The 19697-nt window shown below is 52.8% G+C and carries 13 protein-coding genes; 2 read left to right on the top strand and 11 right to left on the bottom strand.

Translation table 11 applies throughout. The features are described 5' to 3' along the window. Positions 1–152 precede the first annotated feature (152 nt). A complete protein-coding gene (locus D7Z26_RS13285) occupies positions 153–1448 on the bottom strand; it encodes an ArsB/NhaD family transporter (RefSeq protein ID WP_120977435.1) in 1296 nt (431 codons plus the stop codon). Between the two features lie 92 nt (positions 1449–1540). On the opposite strand from D7Z26_RS13285, the gene D7Z26_RS13280 reads away from it, so the two are divergent. Next, the gene (locus tag D7Z26_RS13280) at positions 1541–2644 is read left to right on the top strand and encodes a YkvI family membrane protein (protein ID WP_120977434.1); all 1104 of its coding nucleotides are present in this window, start codon (positions 1541–1543) and stop codon (positions 2642–2644) included. On the opposite strand, the gene D7Z26_RS13275 is transcribed toward D7Z26_RS13280, so the two are convergent. The 3 genes from D7Z26_RS13275 to D7Z26_RS13265 are packed head-to-tail and all read right to left on the bottom strand — an operon-like array spanning position 2595 to position 8393. Next, a complete protein-coding gene (locus D7Z26_RS13275; protein ID WP_120977433.1) occupies positions 2595–5903 on the bottom strand; it encodes an AAA family ATPase in 3309 nt (1102 codons plus the stop codon). The genes D7Z26_RS13280 and D7Z26_RS13275 overlap by 50 nt on opposite strands. A 25-nt stretch (positions 5904–5928) precedes the next feature. Next, complete coding sequence (locus tag D7Z26_RS13270; RefSeq protein ID WP_120977432.1) at positions 5929–7227, bottom strand: metallophosphoesterase family protein; 1299 nt, start codon at positions 7225–7227, stop codon at positions 5929–5931. Then, positions 7227–8393 carry a glycosyltransferase family 4 protein gene (locus tag D7Z26_RS13265; RefSeq protein ID WP_120977431.1) on the bottom strand — a complete coding sequence of 389 codons (1167 nt, stop codon included), beginning with the start codon at positions 8391–8393 and terminating at the stop codon, positions 7227–7229. Before D7Z26_RS13265 ends, D7Z26_RS13270 begins: the two co-directional genes overlap by 1 nt. A gap of 131 nt (positions 8394–8524) precedes the next feature. On the opposite strand from D7Z26_RS13265, the gene D7Z26_RS13260 reads away from it, so the two are divergent. Continuing rightward, positions 8525–9712, top strand: a complete 1188-nt coding sequence (locus tag D7Z26_RS13260; RefSeq protein ID WP_120977430.1) for a GGDEF domain-containing protein — start codon at positions 8525–8527, stop codon at positions 9710–9712. Positions 9713–9795: 83 nt separating this feature from the next. On the opposite strand, the gene D7Z26_RS13255 is transcribed toward D7Z26_RS13260, so the two are convergent. From D7Z26_RS13255 to D7Z26_RS13225, 7 genes are all read right to left on the bottom strand, one after another. After that, positions 9796–10587: a Cof-type HAD-IIB family hydrolase gene (locus D7Z26_RS13255; protein WP_120977429.1), complete on the bottom strand. Its 792-nt coding sequence runs from the start codon at positions 10585–10587 to the stop codon at positions 9796–9798. Continuing rightward, positions 10584–11468, bottom strand: a complete 885-nt coding sequence (locus tag D7Z26_RS13250; RefSeq protein WP_233566851.1) for a pseudouridine synthase — start codon at positions 11466–11468, stop codon at positions 10584–10586. Before D7Z26_RS13250 ends, D7Z26_RS13255 begins: the two co-directional genes overlap by 4 nt. A 1294-nt stretch (positions 11469–12762) precedes the next feature. Beyond that, complete coding sequence (locus tag D7Z26_RS13245) at positions 12763–13185, bottom strand: DUF309 domain-containing protein (protein ID WP_233566849.1); 423 nt, start codon at positions 13183–13185, stop codon at positions 12763–12765. A 1-nt stretch (position 13186) separates the two neighbouring features. Further along, a complete protein-coding gene (locus tag D7Z26_RS13240) occupies positions 13187–13990 on the bottom strand; it encodes a GTP pyrophosphokinase (RefSeq protein ID WP_120977428.1) in 804 nt (267 codons plus the stop codon). Positions 13991–14001: 11 nt separating this feature from the next. Continuing rightward, positions 14002–15096 (bottom strand): quinone-dependent dihydroorotate dehydrogenase, encoded by a 1095-nt coding sequence (locus D7Z26_RS13235; RefSeq protein WP_199731700.1) that lies wholly within the window; start codon positions 15094–15096, stop codon positions 14002–14004. Between the two features lie 366 nt (positions 15097–15462). Beyond that, positions 15463–16938: a L,D-transpeptidase gene (locus D7Z26_RS13230; protein ID WP_120977426.1), complete on the bottom strand. Its 1476-nt coding sequence runs from the start codon at positions 16936–16938 to the stop codon at positions 15463–15465. 117 nt (positions 16939–17055) lie between these two features. Continuing rightward, complete coding sequence (locus D7Z26_RS13225) at positions 17056–19608, bottom strand: FecR domain-containing protein (protein WP_120977425.1); 2553 nt, start codon at positions 19606–19608, stop codon at positions 17056–17058. Positions 19609–19697 lie beyond the last annotated feature (89 nt).

Here is a 19697-nt window from a genome sequence, read left to right as displayed (position 1 = left end):
AGCGATTCCGACCGGCGGGAGCACCCCGTCCGTTCTACTTTCGCTTCCCCCCACGGGACCGTGAATCGTCCTGTCTTTATTTTACCTGAAGTTTCGGCTTGATCAACCCTTCTGTCGAACATTACGCAACAAAGCGCGGCATTACGGAACCGCTATAACCGGAACTGCAACCACATCGCCCCAAGAGCGACAAACAAAATCGGAACGGTGAGAACAAAACCGATCTTCATATATTGACCCCAACTTATTCGCACGCCTTCTCTTCGGAGCAACTCTAGCCATAACATCGTGGCCAAAGACCCGATCGGCGTAAGCTTCGCTCCGACCGACATCCCTATCAAGCTCGCGAACGGAAGAACGTAGCCGCCATGTTCCAACCCCGATATGGAAAGCGAGGAGATCAGAACGGCGGGTAAATTGTTCATGATGGCTGCAAGCAACGAGAAAAGTGCGCCGGAACCGAAAATCATCCCCGCGAGACCCGATTCCGACACGGGTACGAGAAGATCTGAGAACCCGTCCGCCGCTCCGCGCAAATAAAGGTTATACACGATTAGATTCATCGATAGCGCGAATACGACGATGAGCCAAGGCGTTCTTCTAACGATCGATACCGAATCCGCGCTCCCCGTGGCAGCACCCGCGCCCCAGAGCAGGAGAGCCCCCCCGCAAGCTATGAAGGAAACCGGAAGATCGAGCGCTTCCGAACAGAAATATCCGATCAGAATAAGCGTCAGAACGACCCAAGATAATCTGAAAATGAGCGAATTGCGAATGACCGAGGCCGGTAAGGGGAAATCATGCTTAGACTTGGCCGACAAGGAAACGTCCTTCCTTATCGTCTTGCCGAAAGTAAGGAGCAGCACTCCGATCGTAGCCATCGAAGCCGTAACTCCCGGGAAAAGCATATTTCGGGCATAATCTCCGAACGACATGCCGAAATAATCGGCCGTCAGAATGTTCGTCAGATTGCTCACCATTAGCGTCGCGCTTGCCGTATCCGCCATCAAACCTACGGACAACAAAAACGCGATCCGCGCCCGGATCCCCATCCCGATAAGAGCGGTTACCTCGAGCACGATCGGGGTCATGATCAATACCGTGCCGTCATTGTTGAAGAAGGTCGAGATGAGGCAGGAGAACGCCGCCAAGCCTGCCATTAGCAGCAGCCTCTTTCCGTGCGTGCGTCGAACGATATGCAGCGCCGCCCATCGGAAGAAGCCGTTGTCGTCCATCGTCGCGGTCAAGATCATGATTCCGATCAGCGATAACGTCGCGTTCCATACGATATGCCAAATGTAAGCTGCGTCTTCCATGGCCAGCAAACCCGTGGCTAACAATAAAAGGGCTCCCGGAGCGGCGTATAATGCCTCGTTATGTCCTCCTGGACGCCAAATTATCAATACGAGCGTAACCGCGAAAAGAACAACCGATAATAGCAAAGTCATGAGAGATAGCTCCTGAAGTCATGCTCGTCCGTAAGCTCACATACAGTAATAGGAAGAGTCGGACGAGGGATAGGTAGGGAGGCGCCAAGAGAATGAAGCAATGGGCTCTAAGCATACAAGTCGCGTTAGTATTCATAGGAACCGTAGTCGGGGCGGGATTCGCTTCCGGCAGGGAGGTCATGCAATTTTTTACCCGTTTCGGGGTCTGGGCTCCTTATTTGATAATCGTCTCCACGTTGTTCTTCGTCTGGATCGGCGCCAAAGTCATGCTATTGGCGGCCGAACTGAAGGCCAAATCCTACGAAGACTTGAACAAATACTTATTCGGAGAGCTGACCGGCCGATGGGTAAGCCATATCATGCTGATCGTCCTGCTAGGCGTCAACGCGGTCATGCTGGCTGGGGCTGGTTCCTTGTTCTCCGAGCATTTGAACCTCAATTATCAAACCGGTTTGATCGTGACGATGTTTGCCTGTTTCATGCTGCTTCGCAAAGGGATGAACGCGATCTTGATGATCAATACGTTCGTCGTGCCGTTAATGATCGGTTTCACGGTATTCCTCATGTTCGAGACGCTGCGACAGCCGTTCTCCGGACATTGGATTACCCGTCCAAGCGAGCTTTCCCCGTGGGTAGCTTGGCTATCCCCTTTTTTATACGCCGCGTTTAACCTATCGATGTCCCAAGCCGTCCTCGTTCCGCTCGGTTCTTCGATCGGAAATGCTCGGATTTTACGGCGAGGCGCATGGATCGGAGGCATTGGCATTGGAGTGCTGCTGCTGGCCGGCCATCTCGCGATGTCCGCCCGCATGCCGAACATCGCCGAATTCGACATCCCGATGGGCGGCATCGCTCTGGAGATGGGCGCATGGCTTCATTGGATTTACGTGCTCTTGATCTTCATGGAAATTTTCACGACGCTCGTGGCGGACATATACGGACTCACGCTGCAACTCCACGAACGGACGAAATATTCTCCCTGGATAATTACGATCGCGCTCCTGCTACTGTGCTTCCTGGCTGGCCAATTCGGCTTCGGACCGTTGCTATCGACGCTGTATCCTACGTTCGGTCTGCTCAGCCTCGGGTGGTTATTCTTGATCAGCCGTAACCATGCGGAGTCGTCGCCGCCGCCATCAAATCCGCCTAACCCTCCAGCGTCACCCTCCGGGCTTCCGGAAGTCCCGTTCCGATAAGCTCGGCCACATGCCGATGGCAAGTGAACAAGATGATCTGCCTCGTCCGGGATAACTCCTCCAATACGGGAAGCGTCCTGGAAAGCCGCCGCTCGTCGAAATGCACGAACAGGTCGTCGAGCAGCAACGGAAGCGGATGCTCGGGCGACGCGGCGTCGCACAAGGCGAAACGCATCGACAAATACAGTTGCTCCTGCGTGCCACGACTCAAGAAGGAGCTATCCAACAGCTTGCGATCCTCCGTCTCCGCCAGCAGAGCTTTCGTATCTCCGGGGGCGACGATTCTTACGTAGGCCCTGTTCGTCATTTGGCTGAAGTACCTAGAAGCCCTGAGCAGCACTTCCGGTTGCTTCTCTTCCTCAAAAATCGCTTTCGTACGGACGATTAACCGGTCCGCGATGGATAGCACCGCGTACCGCCCCGCAAGCTGCTCCAGCTTGCTCTGCAGTTCCAGCACCCGTTGCCTGCTATCCTCCCGTTCCGAATCGCGCCGTTGGAGCGCGAGCTCTTGCGCCAGTCTTCCGCGCAGGTCGAGCAGTTCGGAACGACGATCTTCCCCCTCCGCCAGATTCCGCTTGCGTTCGTCGAGCAATGCCGAGAGCGATGCATCATCATGCGCGCGGAGAAGCTCTTGCAAGCGGGCTTGCGCTTCCGCATCCCGCCCCGACTCCAGCCGTAGTTGAATTTCCCTTGCTTCCTTGCGAAGTTCCCTGCAACGCTCGTCGATGCGGATGGTATGCTCCAGCTCCGCTTCCGTAGTCGCCTTCGTTTCCTCTAGCAAGGCGAAGAAGCTTGCCTCTACTTGTTCGCAGGCGCCCTCTGCCTGCTTCTCCGCGTAGATCGCATCGTCCAGCAAGCGATCGATTCGCTCAGCCTCGACCTTCAGGGAAACTTGTTTCTGCGATTCGCGGTACAGCCATTGCACAGCTTGAACGGAATGCAAGCCATGCGCGGCCTCCGTTATACTTCTTGTTCCAGCGACTCCATCAACGCCCGCCATCAGAGCTCTAACGGCCGATTCGAATTCGTGAATCGTCTTATTCAGCGCCTGCGTCCTTTCGACTATGCGCAACCGTTGCCTAAGCATCGTTTGTCCTTGCTCCGCCATGCCGAGCAATTCAGGCAAGCTATCCGGTAGCAGATGCAAGGGCAGCTTCCGATCTCCCAACCATCGTTGCCAGCGCTCGCTCAGCTCGTCCCTGCGGTTACGTCGATCAAGCGCATCTCGCTCGACAAGCTCCCGTTCCGTCCTCAGTTCCTGCATGCGTTCCTGCAATTGTTCCCTCTTGGAGGAATCGCGGTCGGACACTTCCAATCGTTCAAGCTGCTCGTGTACGAGCTCGCGAAGCTGCTGCCAGACCGCATCCTCATCTTCGGACGAGGGTTGCCCTTCGCGGAAATCCGCTCCGCTCCGCTCGGGTATAAGCAGGGCAGCGGCCGTCTCGGGATGTTGCAACAGCTGGCGCAGTCGGTCGTTGACCAGCTTTCGGCGCAGTTTAACGATAGCGATAGCTTCCTCCGCGGCTCCGTTTCCGGATCGGCCGGCGTCCGATGAATCCGAAGCCGAACCGGACGAACGGCGCGCCGCGAAGATCGCCGCACCCGCGGCCAAGAGCAGAAGCAACGCCGACAGAAGGTACGTTGGCGTCGATACACTGCCGTTTTCCGCGAATAGAAACGGGATCGTTAATCCGATCAAACCGAACAAAAGCGCGAGCGCGCCAAGCGTGAGCTTTGTTCGTCCCGTTCTTCGCGAAGAACCGGAAAACGCGTTCGACCGGGAATTTGCCGCCCGGGAAGGATGCGAATCCACCCTATTTTCCGACTTGAGCCCCGCTCTTGCCCGTTCGTATTCGCGGCGAGCGTCTTCGATCTGATGCCAAGCCTGCAGCAACGCGGATTTCGAACGCGGCGCGAAATGACCGAATTGCAACTCCTTTCCGACGGAATCGGCGAATTCCCCTGTCCGCTTCGCGCTGTCCGAAGCGAGGCGTAGTTCGGCATGGAGAACTTCTTCTTGCCTGGTAAGTCGTTGCAGTTCGTCATGCAATGCCGACGTTGCCCTGTCTTCTTCCTCCCACGCATGCTGCAGACGCCTAACCTGCTCGCGTTCTGCCGATAGTCCGCCGAACGAAAGCAGTTCCGTTTCGCCCCATTCGGGAGAAAGCCTGGAAAGCACGCTTTGCACGGTCTCGTCTAAAGTCCTGCGTTCGGCTTCCAGCTCCGACCGTTCTTCTTGCTTCGCGACGATCGCTTCGCGCATGCCATCGAGCCGTTCCCATTCCGGGGCGGCTTCGGCGAGGGAATCGTCCCAGCGGATCCGTTCCCGCTGCGAACGGATATCCGTCGCGGCGATCCGTGCTTCCTGCAATCTCGCTGCCGTCTCTAACCTTTGCCTTTTCAACTCCGGCCACAGACGAGCTCTCTCCTCGGACAATAGAGGCGTTCCCGGATCGGACAACCTGCTCCGCAGTTCTTCATCTTCCAGTAGCAAAGCTTCCCGTCTAAGCCACCATTCGCGCAGCTCGTATGCGCCTTGAAGCTTAGCGACTTGCAGCCGCGATTCCGGCAAGCTTGCCTCGAGCAACGACAATCCGCTCTCGATCGCGGACAATTGTTCTTCGGTCTCCCGATAATGCTGAACGCCGTCCCGGCTTTGACGAATCGCCGTTTCCATCGCCTTGATCTCGGCGAGCAGCCGGTTCATCTCTTGAGTCGTTCCCTTCGGCCGGTACAGCTTGTCCATATCCGTCCCGATTCGCCGGCGCGCGGCCGTTAATGCGGAGCCGCCGGCAAGTCCGGCATGGTACAAGTAATTGCCGATTTCCTCGCCTTGAAGCGAACGCAGCTCATGGAGCTCGTTCAACGACACGGAAAATAATTGCCTGAACAATCGTTCCGAGATGCCGCCGAGGAGCATTCGTTCCCACTCGGCTTGCGCAAATCTGCGTTCAAGTCCGCTTTCGTCCCTCAGCGTTAGCTCGTTACCACGTTCCGCGTAACGTTCCAGCAGCCACTCTCGGCCAGACTTCTCCGCGAGCAGTAGCCGTCCGCCGTGACGACCGCCGAAGACGGGCTCGCCCCTCTCTACCAAATCCTTGCGCGTAGGGAATCCGTACAACATGCTGCGGACAAAACGAAGAAGCGTGCTTTTGCCCGCTTCGTTTGGCCCGTAAATAACCGTAATCGGCGCCTCTAGTTCAACCTTTAATTCCCTTAAGGCGGCATACCCGTCAACTTGCAGTTCTTTTATGTACATCGAACGCTACCTCCACGCTTGCCGCTCATCCGGTCTCGTCGTTCCGCAGCATCGATACGGATAATTCCATCGCCTGATGAATCCACTGCACCCGCTCTTCATGCGTTCTCGATCGCAGCCATTCGCGAATTCTTGGCTGTCTGCGCAGAGCCTCCATCGCTTCGTCTAACAACGCTTCGGATAATTGTTCCACGTCTGCTGCCACGATTCCCGAACGCAGAAGTTCCCCCAAAAATCCTTCCTCTTCCGCCACGGTTTCGAGAGGAAGCAGTCCCCCCGTCCGGACATCGATCGATTCCGGCCAGATCCACGCCTCGGTCTCCTCCGGGGCTCCGAGCGATTCCCTCAGCTCCTCCAGCCATTCTTCGGCCACGGAAGGCTCCAGAAGCGTCTCGTGCATGTCGCCTCTGCCTTCGAGGCGAATGCGAACGATAGTCGGCCGGCGAATAGGGGCAGTTTCGCGGATCTCCTCCACGACCGTTAATAGCCGGTTTTTCAGTTCCTGCTCGCGCTCGACTCCTTCGATGGAAACGACGGCCTCCTGCCATACGACGTCCGCAAGATTTTGGAAACGCATATCGATCGAACCCGATTCAGAGACGGAGACGACATACGCCCCTTTGCCGCCGGTTTCGCGAATGCTGCGACCTTGCGTATTCCCCGGATAGACGACATGGGGATATTCGCGCAAAACCCTGCGATCGTGAACATGCCCCAGCGCCCAATAATGAAAGCCGGACGCGGATAACTCTTCCAGCTTGCAGGGAGCGTAATTATCGTGGGACGGATCTCCGTCCACGTTGGCATGCAGCAACGCCAAATGAAAAGGCGCCCCTTCCCGAAGCTTGAAACGAAGCGCCAGATTATCCGTAACCGCAGGCGTCGGATAGGATATGCCGTATACGTTAGCCGCGAGCTCTCCTGTACGGGTATGCGCGGGAAGGCACTGCACGTCTCCCGATCCGAATACGAACACGCCCGGCGGATAATCGAGCTGGGCTCGGCGTCCGCTCTCGGGATCATGGTTGCCGTGCACGATGAACACTTGGGCTCCGTTGGACGCCAGCTCTCCCAACGCCCGCTGAAGCCTAAGCTGCGCTCGCAAGGAACGGTCCGCCGCGTCGAATAAATCTCCCGCAAGCACGACGAAGTCGACTTTCTCCGTCCTGACGAGCTCGCATAATCCGTCAAGGGCGGAGAAGGTCGATTCGCGCAACCGGTCGCGTACGGCGGCCGGAACCTTGGACAGCCCCTTGAACGGGCTATCGAGATGCAAATCGGCCGCGTGCACGAAAGTAAAAGGAACGCCAGCTCCCACCTGCATCACGTCTCCTGTCGTTCGGTTTCCGGCCCCGCTTCGGTTTCGTCGCGGAAAGAAACGTAAATCCGCTTCAGCTCGTTGATGACGCGGTTAAGAGAATACGTCTTCTTCGCTTTGTTTAATCCCGCGCGTGCCATCTCGTATCGGAAAAGCGGATCGTTAATGACCGTCTCCAAAGCGTTTGCCAAAGCAACGGGATCCTCGGAAGGGACGAGCAAACCGTTCGCGCCGTCCTCGATCTGCTCAGCGATACCGCCGACGTCGGTCCCTACGAGGGCGAGCAAGCATAATGCGGCTTCCGCGAACACCGAACCGAAAGCTTCGGCGCGCGAAGGCAATACGAATACGTCGAAGAAGGGAAGCAGCTCCTCGGGGTGCAGCATGTATCCGTAGAAAATCGTATCGTCGTAGATGCCCAGATTTTGCGAAAGCTTCTCCAGCTCTTCGCGGATCGGTCCATCTCCGATAATATGGAGCACGAATTTGCTATTCCGTTTGCGGAGCTCCGCGCAGGCTCTCAGCAAAACGTCCAAACCTTTGGCCGGAACGAGCCGGCAAACGGTAACGAGTTGGGTCACTTCGTTCTCGTGGGGAACCGGCTTGAATCTCTTCTCGTCGTAGCCGTTCGGAATAATCTCCGTACGCTCAGGTTCTTGCAAGTATGTGCCGATATATTGGGAGAACGACTTGGATACCGTCATAATCCGGTCCGTCGCGTTCTCCAGCTCGCGGTAGATCGAAGTAAGGAACCGGTGCTCCGGACCGCCTTCCTTGATTTTCCCGTTGAGAATCAGCTCGCGTTCGTAGCTGGAATGAACCGTCATCAATACCGGAATATCCGGAAAAACATGCTTCATCGCCAGCGCCGCGATCGGATGGTGCGCATGGATGAGATCGTACTTTTGTCCGGAGAGCCGGAGCTTAGCCCACCAAATATAATCCTTATAGGTTTGTATATATTTATCCACGATGGCATTCCCCGCGTACGGATGCCAATCGAATGTCTTGAATTGGATAGCTTCATGTCCTTTGTTACGGATTCGCTTAGGAAGAGAGAACAGCTCCATCTCCCAGCCGATCTTGCGGAACCGCTCCCCGATATAAGGAACCATGGACGAGACGCCGCCCGGTTGTTCCGGAGGGAAAAACAGCGCCTGTAAAATGTTCATCGGCAGTTCCTCCTTCATTACGTCTTTCTAGATTGGTAACATGCAACTTTATTCTCTTGGTCTCTCAGAAAATATGATATATTAGAAACATATGTTCTGCAAGTTACAACGTCCATCCAAAGGAGTCCAACATGTTCCTGTTTACTTTGACCGCCAACGAATTAGGCCTCCTCTTCTCTTCCTCTATGGCCGTCGTCATCGTTGCGCTCATGCTGTTCATGTCCTATCGGCTATACGCGCGCAATCGCAGACAGGCTTACCGGTCGTTGCTTACTTCGCTTGCTTTCATTTTCGTTCACCACTTGTTGCAGATCTCGATGTCGATCGGCCTAACGCCCTCGACGCTTGCATTAAGCTTTATCGGGAAGCTTCTACATGTATATGCGTTTATTGTCATCAATTTCGCGATATTTGAACTCTATCACCGCCGCCGGCCTAGAACTCGCCTTTGGTTCTTCGGATTGCTTGCGATCGGCTTGCTCATATCCATCGGAGACATTCTGCCAAGCGCCGTAGGAAAAGGTAAGGATTGGCTTGCGGGCATTGAATCCACGCCGGCCCTGGATGGTTTCCTCCTCTTGTTAGGACCGCTATTCGTGCTCATGTTCGCTCCGCATATCGGTCAACAGCGTAAGTACATGACCAGCTTGATGGTCGCCTTCGCGATGCAATTAGCCGATATCTCGGGTACTTACTGGGCGCCTAACGTCCAGATTTTCAAAACGATCGCCGGATTGCTACCCGTTTTCTACTACATCCTGTTGTTTGCGATATTGTTCGAGCGCGTGGTCGAGATTCTCCAGTCCGTCTATCGCTCCTCGATTACGGACGGTCTGACGAACTTGTACAACCGCAGGTTTTTCATGGGCAGATTGGAGCAAGCTTTGAAAGCGCGACGGCCTCTCGGGGTCATCTTCTGCGATATCGACAACTTCAAGAAGCTTAACGATACGCACGGACATCACAAAGCGGACGGCGTACTGAAGCAAACGGCTTCCTTATTGATGGAAGAAACGGAAGGGGTCGGATTGGCCGGACGGTACGGCGGGGAGGAATTGGTAGCCTTCGTGGTCGGAAACGCGCAAGCCGTTCAGCAAGCCGCGGAATCCATCCGATCGCGGACGGAGCAAGAGACGATTGTTACGATCAGCGTGGGGTATAGTCTCGCCGCCGAGGGGGAGACGGCCGAATCGCTCATGAAACAGGCGGACCAAGCGATGTATCACAGTAAGACGAACGGCAAAAATAGAGTCACGGATCATGCCGACATTGACGGAGGCGGTACGCGCGAGCCGGCAAGAAAACGGCGCGGCAGCTGAAAATTCTAATTCATACTACGAGCCGAGAATTTCTCGGCTCGTTTTTTGATTCGTTGCCCCTTTGGGCGTCAATGCTCAGCTTGTTAAACAAGCACGAGCTGCTCGATTACGACGGCGACTCCGTCTTCGTTGTTCGAAACCGTCACATCGTCGGCTTCCGCCTTCACTTCCTCAGGGGAATTATTCATCGCCACGCCCCAGCCGGCGAAAGTAATCATGCCGATATCGTTATAATAATTGCCCAGCGCAAGAATTTGTTCGCGCGGAATGCCTCTCATTATTGCCAATCGCTCTAGCGCTTTGCCTTTGGATGCATGTAAATGTTGAACGTCAATGAAGTTATCCCCGCTGCGCACGAATTGCAGCTCTTGTTCCCATTCCGACCATTCCGTCTCCACGCGATCAAGCGTAAGTTTCGGTGCGTAGATCGATAGCTTAACCAATCCTTGGGGAAAGGCTTCTCCCGATTGGCGGCTAATCGGTTTGGCTTTCAGATTACGATACATTTTTTCCGCTTCTTCTTCCATCGCTTCGACGTACAAGTCGAACGCGGTATTCATGTCGAAGTGAATGCCTCGTTCTCGGCAATAAGCTACGTAACGAAGCGCTAAATCAGGTGCGATAGCGGTATCGAATAAAATCTCTCGCGTTTCGCTATCGACGACGGACGCCCCGTTATGGGTGATCATCGTTCCCTTTAACCCCAGCTCCTGGAGCACAGGAAGCGCGCTCGTAGAACCGCGGCCGGTACATAATACGATCTCGGCCCCTTGCGCCTCCGCGGAACGAACAGCCTCCCTTACGCGAGGAGTTAGCTCGTGATGGTCGTTCAACAACGTTCCGTCTACATCCAATGCGATCATTCGATAGCTCATTCTTTCCCGTCCTTTCGATAATTGCGCAGGCTTTCAAGTTCCTCTTCCGTCAGTTCTCGCCATTCGCCGGGCGCCAAGCTTGGATCAAGACGAAGCGGTCCCATCGCGACTCGTCGCAAGTACAGCACTTTTTTTCCGACGGCTTCGAACATCCTTTTTACTTGATGGAACTTCCCTTCGTGAATCTGAAGTTCGATCCAGCTTCGCGTTGACGAATATCGATTCGCTTCTTGGCTCGTTTCTCCGTCGGCCGTTACGACTTGGGCTTCTGCTTTATCCGGTACAAGCTCCATTGCCGCCAGCAATTCCTCCGCGTCCGATTCCTGAGCCGAAGTTGGCGCGGTATCCTTTGCCTTCTTCGATAACACTCGCAATTGAGCAGGCATCGTTACATAGCCGTCATCGAGAGTTACGCCTTGCAAGAACGCGGAGACATCGTCTTCCCCGACATCTCCCGCCACAAGCGCGCGATACGTCTTAGGCACATGTTTGCGAGGCGATAGTAACTCATGCGATAGCTTACCGTCGTTCGTGATGAGCAGCAAACCTTCCGTGTCTTTATCCAATCTGCCGACTGGAAAAGGAGACATCACCGTAACGTCCTCATCTAACAGATCGATGACCGTACGATCCCGATTGTCCTCGGTCGCGGAGACGACGCCCGCCGGCTTATGAAGAAGAACGTAAACGGTATCGCGATAATGTATCGTTTCTCCGTCCAACGTTACCACGTCTATACTCGGATTAATCTGCATGCCGTGATCCTTGGCTTTCGTCCCGTTCACGGTAACCGCGCCTTGCTTTATGAGCACCTTAATGGCGCTTCTCGTACCGTACCCTAAGTTACCAAGCATTTTATCTAACCGCATCGTTGCTTTCATCAACAAACCTACCTTCTTATTGCGACAATTCATGTCACGTGCACTAACTATAACAATACCATCATTTCCGGTCGATTGGACGAAAAAACTGCCAAGCAGTTCCTTCCCCATGCATCTAGTCGATTTCAGCGAAGTTCTCAAGGGTTGAGAAGAAAATTGAAAGCCAGTTAGTTCGTCGGAGAGAGTAACTGCCTGCTGAAAGTCCCGTTCGAGAGCAAGTTAGTTCGTCGGAGAGAGTAACTGCCTGATGAGTGTCCTGTTCGATAACCAGTTAGTTCTCCGGAAAGAGTAACTCCCTGCTGTGTGTCACGATCGAGAGCAAATTAGTTCGGCGTAGAGAGTAACTGCCTGCTAAGTGTACCGTTCGAGAGCAAGTTAGTTCGTCGGAGAGAGTAACTGCCTGATGAGTGTCCTGTTCGATAACCAGTTAGTTCTCCGGAAAGAGTAACTGCCTGATTGCAGTCCCTTTCGAGTACCAGTTAGTTTGTCAGAGGGAGTAACTGCCTGCTGAGTGTACCGTTCGAGAGCAAATTAGTTCGCCAGAGGGAGTAACTGCCTGATTGCAGTCCCTTTCGAGTACCAGTTAGTTTGTCAGAGGGAGTAACTGCCTGCTGAGTGTACCGTTCGAGAGCAAATTAGTTCGCCAGAGGGAGTAACTGCCTGCTGAGTGTACCGTTCGAGAGCAAGTTAGTTCGCCAGAGGGAGTAACTGCCTGCTGAGCGTACCGCTCAAGAGATAGTTAGTTCGTCGGAGAGAGTAACTGCCTGCTGAGCGTACCGTTCAAGAGATAGTTTGTTCGTCTGAGAGAGTAACAGCCAACAGAGGGTACCGTTTGATAGCCAGTTAGTTCGCCGGAGAGTGTAACTGCTTGCTGAGTGTCACGTTCGAAAGCCAGTTAGTTCGCCGGAGAGAGTAACTGCGTGCTGGCAGTCCCTTTCGAGACCCAGTTAGTTCGTAGGAGAGAGTAACTGCCTGCTGGCAGCCCCTACGAGACCGGCGGCACTTTGCCATTCAAAAAAAGCTTCCCAAGCCTTGTGGGCTTAGGAAGCTCCTCTTCTCAATACGGCGATGCTTCGTGTCCGCATCTTACCGCTTGGCGAACCGGGATGGGGGCTTTAACCGCGCCCATCGGATCCCTTTTCCCTGCCCACGAACATCCAAGCCGTCCTTCACCCGCCGTACGTATTCGGGATCGCAAGCAGCGAAATTATCGATCAACTTGCTCCGCACGATCTCCGGTGCCGAAGTCAATGCGCCTAGTAAGTCCTTTGGACATGCGATTTTTCCGGCAGGATCAGAGTTCCCATCGTTCCACGCCCCTGCTCAACCTTTCGTCGCAGAGGACGAGGGCAAACGCTTGAAAAGGAGCAGCCCTTGATTCTGACAACGCTTCCAAAGATCGACTCAAATCGTCACGCAAATGAACTAAATTCATTCCTAGCGCGATATCCCCGAACGGCCTCAGCTTCTCCAAAGCTGCCTTTATCAGTTTCGCTGCTCCCGACGGATTGCCGTTATCCCAATGGTGCAGCCCGACAGCCGCCTGAAGAAGTCCTTGAAGCAATGGGCTGCGGCCTTCTTCCAGCCACAGCTCCTCCATCACTTCATGGCACTCGAAATAGTCGCGATCCCGATTAAACAACGAAACAAAAGCGATTAACCGCGGATCGTCCATCACTCTCGCCAACCTAGCCGCATGTTTGCTCGCGACGTCCATTTTAAGAAAGGCCGCTCTTGCCCGCGCGATCTAACGCCGCTTGAATTTCCAGGCTTAGCTCCTTGAGGCCCCATACATCGTCGTGCTCCCATAACTCGTTGAACCGCATTTGGAATTGCGCCGCTTCCCTTACCCTACGGAAAAAATACAATTCCTGAATCTCGTTCAACACTTTGCGCACGATTACAGAGCTTTCCTCGAAATCCTGTTGCGCGTCCACGATTTCCTGACGGATGCTCGACATGTCGTTATCCAGTTGGAATGCCGCTTCGGCCGCTTTACGCAGACGGTCCCTTACATGAGCCGGCAATTGATCACGGTACTTATAGTTCAACGAATGCTCTATCGTCGCCCAGAAGTTCATCGCCAAAGTACGGATTTGAATCTCGGCCAATACCGGTTTCGAACCCAGAGACGTCTGAACCGGGTATTCTACGATCAAGTGATAACTTCGGTAGCCGCTTTCCTTATAATTCGTAATATAATCCTTCTCGTATACGAGCTTCAAATCCTTGCGAAGACGAATGAGTTCCGCAACCCGATAAATATCGTCCACGAATTGGCACATAATACGGATACCCGCGATATCCTCTATTCCCAGCTCGATCCGATCCAGCGGGACCGACAACTTTCTTGCTTTTTCCAGTATGCTGGATACCCGTTTAACCCGACCGGTGACGAATTCGATCGGTGCGTATTCGTCCCTTGCTTTAAGCTCCGACCTTAGCGCTTTCAGCTTGACCTTTAGCTCTTCCGTCGCTTGCTCATAGGGAAGCAAGAACTTTCCCCAGTCACGTCCGTCCATCGATATTCCTCCTAACGATGATCCGCTCCTACCGCTTGCGTGATGCGCGAGAACCCATCCTGCTTCAGCAATCGGAGTAACCCCCCGTGAATTTCCTTGAGAAGGCTTGGGCCTTTGTAGATCATGGCCGTATACACCTCGACTAAGCTCGCGCCCGCCCGGATTTTCTCGTAAGCGTCTTCCGCCGTAAAAATACCGCCCGACCCGATGATCGGAAGTTTACCTTGCGTAATCTTATAGAGGCTACGAACGATCTCGGTCGATTTGTTCGCGAGCGGCCGTCCGCTAAGTCCGCCTGCTTCTCCGGCGTTCTTATGGGTAAGCCCGTCGCGTCCGATCGTCGTATTCGTAGCGATGATACCCGACATTCCGCTTAATTGAATCGCTTCCGCCATATAAGCAAGCTGCTCCTCCGTATTGTCCGGAGCGATCTTCACCAGAATCGGCTTCGGCATTTCTCCGTGCCGTTCGGCTTGCTTCTGCATCTCGTCGCGTACGGCGTCCAGCAGGTTACGCAGCTCGTCTCCGTGCTGAAGGGCGCGCAAATCCGGCGTATTCGGCGAACTGATGTTGACGACGAAGAAGTCTCCATACGGGAACAACGTTCGTACGCATGCCCGATAATCGTCTGCCGCGTCCTCGTTTGACGTCAGTTTGTTCTTCCCGATATTAACGGCAAGCGGAATTCTGCGACCGCGAAGCTTGGACAGCCTTTCCGACATCGCATCGGCGCCATCGTTATTGAAGCCCATCCGGTTAATCAGAGCTTCATCCGGGGGAAGCCTGAATAGGCGAGGTTGATCGTTCCCGACCTGGCCCTTCGGCGTTACCGTCCCGACCTCCATGAAGGATAAGCCTACGCGCGACAAGCCGGTTACGGCTTTAGCGTTCTTATCCAGACCTGCCGCAAGCCCGATCGGATGATTAAAATGAAGTCCGAATAGATCGACGGCAAGCTCAGGCGAAGATTTCGTACCCCATACCGCGGATAAAATAGAGGGCATTCCCGGAATTTTCGCCGCGGTACCCATCCCGTCTATGATCAAGTGGTGAGCCGCTTCGGGATCCATCTTGAATAAGAAGGGTTTGGCCATTTGGTACAACAATGAATTCGACATCCTTTCATCTGACAGAAGAAAACCTTTCGGGTAACAGTTTAGCCTTTTCCAGAGGAAAAGAAAAGGGTACTTCGCCCATTCCGTATATTCTCCCGAATCCGAACATATTCCATGTAGGCCTGTCTGGTATTTCCCTCGGAAAACGATTACAATGGAGGGAGTTCGCGAATCATACGATAGAGAGGTTGATACTCATGAGCACAGCCAGAAAGAAACCACCCATCACATCACGCCCGAAACAAACTGAACAGGTGAATAAGAAGGCGCTTATATGGATTGGGGTGGCTTTTGGCGTAATCGTAGTGGCAATGACTTTGCTGCTTGCGTTTAAAGTGTGAGCCGATACAATCTTTCTTAATTTAACCAGTCATACACTTTGCGGGGGTTTGTCTCGTCCTGCGTGCTTTTCAGTCGGAATCGTTCCGGCGGAGCGCGCAGTTCGTTAGGCAAACCTCCTTTTGTTATCGTGACCGGCGTTCCCATCGGAACGAGATCGTATAATTCCTCGATATCTTCTTTTTTCATCCGCACGCAACCGTGCGATTCGTCTTTGCCGATGCTTTTGGGCTCATTCGTTCCGTGAATGCCGTAGCGCGTGTCGGACAACGTCATGCCTCTGCTGCCGAATGCTCCCGTGCCGCTGCCGTTCGGGTTTTTGACTTTTTCCGAGATCAAGAATTGACCTTCCGGCGTTTTATCGCCCCCAAGCCCGACCTCGTAGTTGCGAATCAGTACATTTCCGCTAACGACGGCAAGCCTGTGATTGGTTTTGTCGATGACGACGGTTAACGGTTGGTCGGCGAGTGGTGTCAGCTGTCCTGACGGAGTTCCATGTCCCGCTTCCGGCCCCGTATTGTCTGGCCAACTCGTCGACGTAGGAATCTTTCCGTCTCTTTTATTCAGCAATACCGCTTTCAACTCTTCGAACCACGGAGTCATGCTTTCGTTCCAGCCTGCCATCGTATTGTTCGGATAATCCGCGGCCAAAGTTTCCGGAGACGCCGGCCAGCTCCCCGTATTCTCCTTGTATCTCATCATCGCCGAACGAAGTAGTGCCTTCTCCTCTTGCATCGGTTTCCAGCGTTCCACCGTCTTGCGCAATATCGAGGAATCGTCGGGCTTGCAGTTGCACCATTTCGGATCGTACCATTGAATGCCCGCCGTTCCAGATTCCTTATCCGATACAATGGATGCAATCGGCTTCCCGCTCTTTACCCAATCGTTCCATTTGCCGAGCTTCGGTAATTCCACTAGAAGCCGCGGCTGTTTCGACGGTTTAAGCGTTAACAGTGATCCAAGTACGTTGTGACCTTCCTCATCCGGAATAGCGGCTCCTGCGACTTGATCCGGCGGAATGATGCCTGCGGGAAGCGCCGAGCTCTGGCTGCCGGTCGCCGATGCTTTAGGAGCGTCGGATACAGGGGTCGTGTCTTCGTAATAAGGCGTCGCTTCTTCCGGAGTCGAAGATGCGATATCCTCCGATGGAATCAAGGCTTTAACCGCCAGAATCGCGGCGCCCGCCAGAAGTAGAGGAATCAATAGCGCCAGCACCCATTTCCACTTGCTGCCTTTGCCCTTCGTTTTCTCTCCCGGTAGTTGCGGAGCCGGTTTCGATTCGAATGCCTCGTACACTTCCCCGGCCTGCGCGAAACAATAAGTCGCTTTCGCCGTATCTCCCTTGCCCTCATACTCTTTGCCAAGCAAATACCAAGCCATCCGGCTATCTTCGTGCTTCAACAGGTAATCCTTAAGCGGCAAAGCATCCCCGACATTGGGAACGTTATCATAGAAGTGTTTGATCTGCTCGTCAATTCGAGATTCCTTGCTCATGGGTCACCTACATTCCGAAATCATTCCGTTCCTCCTATTATCGGAACAAGAAGGCGATCTTTGAAGACATAAAAAACCGCCATTAGCTCATAACACGGCTAATAGCGGTTCTTTTTATTACGGAAGCGGGATTGTTACATAGAGGTGAAGTTGATAGTTAACCGCATTTCCGGGATAAGTTTCGACTCTCAATGTATAGGCGTTCTCACCGACACTCGGGTCTACCTTAACGGAAACCGTGTGCTCGTCATCGATACCGGGATGGAAAACGGCTTTAACGTCATTTAGATAATAACTGAAATTATTATCGTTATTGCTAAAGAGAATGTAGTTCTCGAATCCGGCTCCGCGCGAAATCATCGTTCCCCATAGCGAGAGGGCATCTGGATCTTGTACGAACGAACTCCATTCCATCCCGTATGTGACGTCTCCGCTCGTTACTTTGCCGCTAATGTCGATATCGATTCCGCGCCAAACGAATAACGAATAGAATTGATTAACGCCTAAATCCGTTATTTGGACTTGAAATAAATTCATTCCATATTGCAATCCGTTAATCTGCAAGGTCCTGTCCGAACCTTTGGAAATCGTCGCCTGCGAAAAGCTAGTCGAAACGAGATTGCCAAACAATTCGGCTTCCATATCCAATGTCACGGTAATCGAGGTCGTACTTCCTTTTACGTTCGTGTAATAATCGACCGATTTTTTTACGGTCTTGTAACCATCCGAAACGCTAACTCCGTTCAGGAAAGATCCCAGCGCCCTGTAAATATCGACTTTATAGGTCTTAGCGGTTTGATCGGGCGCCTTCACTTGAACTACGTAAGTATTAAGTCCGTATGCAAGAATACCGGTTTCCAATTGCCCGTTAGGCAATTCGAAGCCATTTAAAGTAACTTTTGCTCCTGAAGCGGTCGGCCAGAATTGAATATATGACGTCTTCATGCCGGCCGGGACATAAAATACGTATTGATAGTCCTCATTGATTTGGTCTGGGTTTGCGGTATAGGGTAGATCCCCAACCGTCCCATTAACCGTTACGCCATTCAAAGCCGTATTGCTTGACAATGCCCTATAGACGTCAAATGTATACGTTTGTTGATTGGACGAATTACCGATTTCAGCGACCGTAATCGAAATGATGCTTTTTCCCGGCTTCAAATCGAAGTAGAAAGCGTTTGAACTCCTGGGAACGGATAATGCATCTACGGTCACGCTTAGGATCGTAGAACCTTCCCTAACTTGGGGAGTCAAAATCATCATAGTCGTAGTGTTAGGCTCGTTATTCAAGACATAAGCCTGCTGACTTTCCACGATGGTGGTAACGTAACGCGGATTCGGAGATGGATAAACTTCCAAAGAAAGCAGCAACCGAGAGTCGGCATTCGGATTTTCACTCGGCTCCGTATTCGGGTTCTCGCTCGGATTGGCACTCGGGTTCGAATCGTTATTTGCTGTATTGGAAGAAGATCCTTTCGCGATTTCCGCTTCCCGTTGAGACTTTTCGTTCTCGTACTTTTGACGTTCGGCTTCGGACAAACCTTTCTCGTAGTTTTCTTGAGCTTTTTTCAGTTTCTCCTGCAGCTTATTTTTATTTTCTTCCTCTTTGTTTTTTCGTTCTTTTTCCAGCTTGTCCGCTAATTGTTTACTTAGTAACTCGGCTTCTTTTAGCTTGAGTTCCTTCATTCGTTGCAGCGCGGCTTCTTCGCTTTTTCTTTGTTCTTCTTGTTTCCGTTTTTCTTCCGCCGTAAAAGTTAGGGTTTTGGGGCTGAGATCGATCGTTACGCCGGATTGCGTTTGGATTCCCGCAATGATCCGATTGATTTGGTCTTGCGTTAGCAACCCGCTTTGGACGGCTTGCGAAGTAATCGCCCCGAGAATGTTCTCGACATTCGTTTTAACGCGATCTTGATCGTTTTGCTTTTGGGCTAACTCATCCAAGTATCGGTCCATCTTAGCGGTATTCTCCTGAATAATTTCCGCTGACGCTTGGAGAATCGCCCTTACGATATCGCCGCTTGCTTGTTTGATCAGCATTTCTAAATCCACCGCTGCAATCGTAATATTCGATCCATCGGTCTCATCGTTCGTTATTAGGGCATTCTGGGTCGGGAAAACATCGAATGAATCCGGAGTCGCGGAATTCTTCGCCTGCGTATTCACGACTCCTGCCGCTACGGTAAGACGAGTAACACCCGATTCCGGATCAACGGAAACCAACAAATGAGTTCCTCGCACGCCCATAATCGCGGTAGGAGTTTCCAATGCAAATTCATCGTCTTTGTTCGTAATGGATTTTACGTCTACCCAAGCCGTACCGCTTAGCATGCTGACTTTCGTCGTCGTCCCTTTTTTGGAGGATAGCTTGGAAAAGGTTAAAACCGTATTCGCAGAGACGCTCATTCTGTCGTCTTCGGAAGTACCATTCGCGAATTGCAATACCGCGGAACTTCCGGACGAAGTGGACAAAATATCCCCTTCGTTCAGACTCATTTTAGAGAAAACGGTAAACTCTCGCGAGCCCCCCGCTTTTTTTACTTTCACGGTGCCTTTTAATTCTTTGACAATCGCTACCCTAGAGGTCGCCGCAGAAGCAACCGAGCCGTAAACGCCTAATAAGGGTAACAGGACAATCAGCAATAGGATAACGCTGATAAGCACTTTACGCATGATGTCGCTCCTATGGAAAACTTAATTTTTTCGTGCCCACATTACAAATCGAGCCGATCGCTTATGTCCAAGGATCGGCTCGAACTTAT

It is taken from the genome of Cohnella endophytica, from assembly GCF_003628305.1.
GTDB classification, from domain to species: Bacteria; Bacillota; Bacilli; order Paenibacillales; family Paenibacillaceae; genus Cohnella; species Cohnella endophytica.
The sequence above is the reverse complement of the archived record's forward strand: the minus strand, read 5'-3'. Positions and strand labels throughout refer to the sequence as shown.

Excerpts from the sequence above, each read along its gene's own strand:
- D7Z26_RS13285 (WP_120977435.1), bottom strand. The coding sequence starts at position 1,448 with ATGACTTTGCTATTATCGGTTGTTCTTTTCGCGGTTACGCTCGTATTG.
- D7Z26_RS13280 (WP_120977434.1), top strand. The coding sequence starts at position 1,541 with ATGAAGCAATGGGCTCTAAGCATACAAGTCGCGTTAGTATTCATAGGA.
- D7Z26_RS13275 (WP_120977433.1), bottom strand. The coding sequence starts at position 5,903 with ATGTACATAAAAGAACTGCAAGTTGACGGGTATGCCGCCTTAAGGGAA.
- D7Z26_RS13270 (WP_120977432.1), bottom strand. The coding sequence starts at position 7,227 with ATGCAGGTGGGAGCTGGCGTTCCTTTTACTTTCGTGCACGCGGCCGAT.
- D7Z26_RS13265 (WP_120977431.1), bottom strand. The coding sequence starts at position 8,393 with ATGAACATTTTACAGGCGCTGTTTTTCCCTCCGGAACAACCGGGCGGC.
- D7Z26_RS13260 (WP_120977430.1), top strand. The coding sequence starts at position 8,525 with ATGTTCCTGTTTACTTTGACCGCCAACGAATTAGGCCTCCTCTTCTCT.
- D7Z26_RS13255 (WP_120977429.1), bottom strand. The coding sequence starts at position 10,587 with ATGAGCTATCGAATGATCGCATTGGATGTAGACGGAACGTTGTTGAAC.
- D7Z26_RS13250 (WP_233566851.1), bottom strand. The coding sequence starts at position 11,468 with ATGAAAGCAACGATGCGGTTAGATAAAATGCTTGGTAACTTAGGGTAC.
- D7Z26_RS13245 (WP_233566849.1), bottom strand. The coding sequence starts at position 13,185 with ATGGACGTCGCGAGCAAACATGCGGCTAGGTTGGCGAGAGTGATGGAC.
- D7Z26_RS13240 (WP_120977428.1), bottom strand. The coding sequence starts at position 13,990 with ATGGACGGACGTGACTGGGGAAAGTTCTTGCTTCCCTATGAGCAAGCG.
- D7Z26_RS13230 (WP_120977426.1), bottom strand. The coding sequence starts at position 16,938 with ATGAGCAAGGAATCTCGAATTGACGAGCAGATCAAACACTTCTATGAT.
- D7Z26_RS13225 (WP_120977425.1), bottom strand. The coding sequence starts at position 19,608 with ATGCGTAAAGTGCTTATCAGCGTTATCCTATTGCTGATTGTCCTGTTA.